Origin of the sequence: uncultured Nevskia sp. (assembly GCF_903885465.1) — a bacterium.
In the GTDB taxonomy this organism is placed as follows: domain Bacteria; phylum Pseudomonadota; class Gammaproteobacteria; order Nevskiales; family Nevskiaceae; genus Nevskia.
In genome coordinates, this window is record NZ_CAISIQ010000448.1 from 1 (window position 1) to 3,944 (window position 3,944).

General features: G+C 63.0%; 2 protein-coding genes. Both read left to right on the plus strand.

Translation table 11 applies throughout. The annotated features are described in order from the left end of the window. The first annotated feature begins 254 nt into the window (after positions 1-254). Positions 255-1,178, plus strand: a complete 924-nt coding sequence (gene galU / locus QZY06_RS17385; RefSeq protein ID WP_295686396.1) for a UTP--glucose-1-phosphate uridylyltransferase GalU — start codon at positions 255-257, stop codon at positions 1,176-1,178. 32 nt (positions 1,179-1,210) lie between these two features. Then, positions 1,211-3,944, plus strand: a 2,734-nt coding sequence (locus tag QZY06_RS17390; protein ID WP_295686398.1) for a 2-oxoglutarate dehydrogenase E1 component, incomplete at its 3' end; no start/stop codon positions are given.

Genomic DNA, 3,944 nt, shown 5'->3' on the forward strand with positions numbered 1-3,944 from the left:
CTGGCCTGCGCGCCGCGACGCTTCGATGTCAGCTTCCGGCAGCCGCTGCTGCTTCCCGGCCGCGCGACGCTGCGTTATGTGCAGGAACGGAGCGGTATCGAGTTCGCGCTGCTGGAAGCTTCTGGCGGCAAGGTCCATCTATCCGGAACCCTGCGATAGATTCCTGGTCCTTTCCCATGTCCGTTCTTGCCCTTTCCGAGCCGGTGACTCTCGTCGCCGTCTTCCACTTTTAGCCTGTTGATCTGAGGCCCGCCATGCGCATCAGAAAAGCTGTATTCCCCGTTGCCGGTCTCGGTACCCGCTTCCTGCCAGCCACCAAGGCCAGCGCCAAGGAAATGCTGCCGGTGGTCGACAAACCGCTGATCCAGTACGCGGTGCAGGAAGCGATTTCCGCCGGTGCCGAAGAGCTGATCTTCATCACCGGCCGCTCGAAGAATTCGATCATGGATCACTTCGACAAGGCCTATGAGCTGGAAGCCGAACTGGCTTCGCGCGGCAAGGGCAAACTGCTGGAAACGGTGCAGGAAATCCTGCCGCCGGGCATCACCTGCATCTTCATCCGCCAGGCCGAAGCGCTGGGTCTCGGCCATGCCGTGCTCTGCGCCTGGCCGGCGGTTGGTGACGAAGACTTCTCGGTGATCCTCGCCGACGATTTGATCGATGGCCGCCTGCGGCCCTGCCTGGCGCAGATGCAGCGCGTCTATCAGGAGTACGGCACCAGCGTCATCGCTACCCAGCGGGTGCCGATGGATGAAGTCTCCAGCTACGGTGTGGTCGAGACCCAGCCGGTCGGCCCTGGCCTTGGCGAGATCCGTCGCATCGTCGAAAAGCCGAAGCCGGAAGACGCGCCGTCGAACCTCGCGGTGGTCGGTCGCTACATCCTGACGCCGCGCATCTTCAAGTTGCTCGAGCGTACTCCGCGCGGCGCCGGTGGCGAGATTCAGCTGACCGATGCGATCAGCATGATGATCCAGGAGCAGACGGTGCTGGCCTATGAATTCGAAGGCACGCGCTATGACTGCGGCTCCAAGCTCGGCTATCTGAAGGCCAACGTCGAGTACGCGCTCAAGCATCCGGAACTGGCCGACGAGTTCCGTCAGTACCTGTCCGATTTCACCGCCGACTGGCATACCGCCGGCGGCAACCCCGACGCCGCCCCCAAGACGGCCAGCAAGTAGTAAGTGCAGGCGCCGCGAGGCGCGAGGACCCCATGACTGGAAGCAAGTATCAAAGCCTGATCGAAAGTTCATCGATCCACGGCGCCAACGCCGCCTACATCGAAGATCTGTACGAGCAGTATCTCGACGATCCGGGTCAGGTCGACGCCGCATGGCGTGCCTATTTCCGCGGCGTGCAGGGGCCGGGCGGTGGTACCGAAACAGCGCATGGCCCGATCCGCGCGCAGTTCGAGAAGCTGGCTCGCGAGCCGAGGATGGCGGTCGCTGCCGCCTCGAACAACGGCGATGTGATCGTTGCTGAAAAGCAGGCTGCGGTGCTGCGCCTGATCAACTATTACCGGGTCCGCGGCCATCAGGCGGCGAAGCTCGATCCGCTCGGCCTGACCGTGGTGCCGGCGATTCCCGATCTCGATCCGGCCTTCCACGGCCTGACGCCGGACGACATGGATACGGTGTTCAACACCGGCACCCTGGCCGCCGCCGATCGCCTGCCGCTGCGCGAGATCCTGCGCATCGTCAAGGCCGTGTACACCGACACCATCGGTTCGGAATACATGTACGTGACGGAAACGGCGCAGAAGCGCTGGATCCAGGCCCGTCTCGAATCGCGTGCCTTCCAGCCGCGTCTGAAGGCCGAGCGCCGTCGTGAAGTGCTGACCCAGCTGGTCGCTGCCGAAGGCATCGAGCGCTACCTGCACAACAAGTACGTCGGCCAGAAGCGCTTCTCGGTCGAAGGCGGCGAATCGCTGATTCCGGCCCTCGATGAAGTGATGCGCACCGCCGCAGAAGCGGATGCCGAAGAGATCGTCATCGGCATGGCCCATCGCGGCCGCCTGAATGTGCTGATCAATGTGCTCGGCAAGTCGCCGAAGGATCTGTTCGCCGAGTTCGAAGGCAAGTACTCCGCCGAGTCGCTGTCCCGCGCCGGTGACGTCAAGTACCACATGGGCTTTTCGACCGATGTCGAAGTGGCCGGCAAGCGCCTGCATCTGGTGCTGGCCTTCAACCCCTCGCATCTGGAAATCGTCAACCCGGTGGTCGAGGGTTCGGTGAAGGCGCGGCAGACCCGCCGCAAGGACGAGCGTGGCGATCAGGTATTGCCGGTGCTGATCCACGGCGATGCCGCGTTCGCGGGGCAGGGCGTGGTCATGGAAACAATGCAGCTGTCGCAGTCGAAAGGCTATGCGACCGGCGGCACCATGCACATCATCGTCAACAATCAGATCGGCTTCACCACACCGAACCCGATCGAGGCCCGCGAAGGTCACGAAAGCCGCACCAGCCGCTACTGCACCGATCTCGCCAAGATGTCGGAAGCGCCGGTGTTTCACGTCAATGGCGATGACCCGGATGCCGTGGTGTTCGTCACCCGTCTGGCGATGGATTTCCGCAACGCCTTCCATAAGGACGTGATCGTCGATATCTGCTGCTATCGCCGCCTCGGCCATAACGAAGCCGATGAGCCGTCGGTCACCAGCCCGGTGATGTACGAAGCGATCCGCAAGCTGCCGACCACGCTGGCGCTGTATTCGCAGCGCCTGGTGCAGGACGGTACCGTGCAGGCCGGCGAGCCGGAAGCGCTGGTCCGTGCCTATCGCGATGCGCTGGATCGTGGCGAGAACATCGCCCGCACCACGCTCGGCTTGGTCGGCAACAAGCACACGGTCAACTGGGCGAACTACTCGAAGGGCGACTGGGCAACGCCGTCGGAAACGGCGATGAGCCGCGACATGGTCCAGAGCCTGTCGGCGCGCATGCTGAAGCTGCCGGAAGGCTTCACGCCGCATGCTCGCGTCGCCAAGATTCTCGAAGATCGCGCCAAGATGGCTTCGGGCGAGTTGCCGATGGACTGGGGCTTCGCCGAGACGATGGCCTATGCCGGCCTGGTCACCGAAGGCTTCAATGTGCGCCTGTCCGGCCAGGACGTGCGCCGCGGCACCTTCTTCCATCGACACGCCACCTTGCATGATGCGAAGACCGGCTATAGCTACACGCCGCTGCGTCACCTCGATGCCGACAAGGATAAATTCATCGTCAGCGATACCCTGCTGAGCGAAGAAGGCGTGCTCGGCTTCGAGTACGGCTACTCGACCACCGATCCGGATTGCATGGTCATCTGGGAAGCGCAGTTCGGCGATTTCGCCAACGGCGCCCAGGTGGTCGTCGATCAGTTCATCGCGTCCGGTTTCGTCAAGTGGGGCCGTCTCTGCGGCCTGACCATGTTCCTGCCGCATGGCTTCGAAGGCCAGGGCCCGGAGCATTCCTCGGCGCGTCTGGAGCGTTATCTGCAGCTGTGCGCAGCGAACAACATCCAGGTCTGCGTGCCGTCGACGCCGGCGCAGTTCTTCCACATGATCCGCCGCCAGATGAAGCGCTCGCTGCGTCTGCCGCTGATCGTGATGACGCCGAAATCGCTGCTGCGCCACAAGCTGTCTGTGTCCTCGCTTGAGGACCTGACCACCGGCAGCTTCAAGTACGTGATCGATGACGCCGAGATCGACAAGGCCAAGGTCAAGCGCATCGTGATGTGCTCGGGCAAGGTCTATTACGACCTCTTCGACGCGCGCCAGAAGGCCGGCCGTGACGACGTGGCACTGGTTCGTCTGGAGCAGCTCTATCCGTTCCCGCGCATCGATTACGAAGCGGTGATCGCTGCGTATCCGAATGCCAAGGACGTGGTCTGGTGTCAGGAAGAGCCGGAAAACCAGGGCGCCTGGTATCAGATCAAGCATCGCCTGCGTGCCTATCTGGCGGCGGATCATCAGC